1 protein-coding gene is annotated in these 740 nt (G+C 43.4%); it reads left to right on the forward strand.

What is annotated here, in order from left to right; all coding sequences use genetic code 11:
- A partial coding sequence (locus BN3456_RS00565) for an IS66 family transposase (protein ID WP_141654478.1) occupies positions 1 to 716 on the forward strand: 716 nt, incomplete at its 5' end.
- Between the last annotated feature and the right edge of the window lie 24 nt (positions 717 to 740).

Genomic DNA, 740 nt, shown 5'->3' on the forward strand with positions numbered 1-740 from the left:
ACGTTGCAAAAGACCTATTATGGGGATTTCACGGATATCTGACCACGGATGCATACATAGGGTATGAAAAGGTGGAAGACATCAAAAGAAATCTATGCTGGTCCCATTGTCGGCGTTACTATATAGAAAGCATCCCGTTGGATAATCAGGGAAAGGAAATCCCCGGGTCCAAGGGAGCGGAAGGCAGGGAGTTCATCAATCTTCTCTTTAAGGTTGAGAAAGAGATTCAGGATCTGCCTTATGAAGAAAAAAAACAGAAGCGTCAGGATGCGTCACGTCCCATCCTCGATGCCTTTTGGTCGTGGGTGGAAGAAACAGCGGCTCTTTCTACTACGAATGAAAAACTGACAACTGCGCTAGGATACTCTAAAAACCAGAGAAAATATCTGGAAACATTTTTAGAAGATGGCAGGCTGCCAATCTCGAATAATTTATGCGAGGCAAATATAAAGCCTTTTGCCACCGCAAGACGTGCATGGCTTTTTGCAGACACACCTAAAGGTGCAACGGCCAATGCCGTTCTCTATACATTAGTAGAGTCCGCCAGGGCCAATGCTCTGGATGTTTATGAATACCTGAAATACATCCTGGAAAGTATGCCCAATAACGACTATCTGAATCATCCAGAGATACTGGATAAATACCTGCCCTGGTCAAAAGAATTACCAGAAGAATGTAGGTTGATTCATAAGCATAAAAAATGCCTCAAGAAATGATAGGCTTAGTATAGCAGCATTGCG

Origin of the sequence: Clostridium sp. C105KSO13, assembly GCF_001517425.1 — a bacterium.
Lineage (GTDB): Bacteria > Bacillota > Clostridia > Lachnospirales > Lachnospiraceae > Muricomes.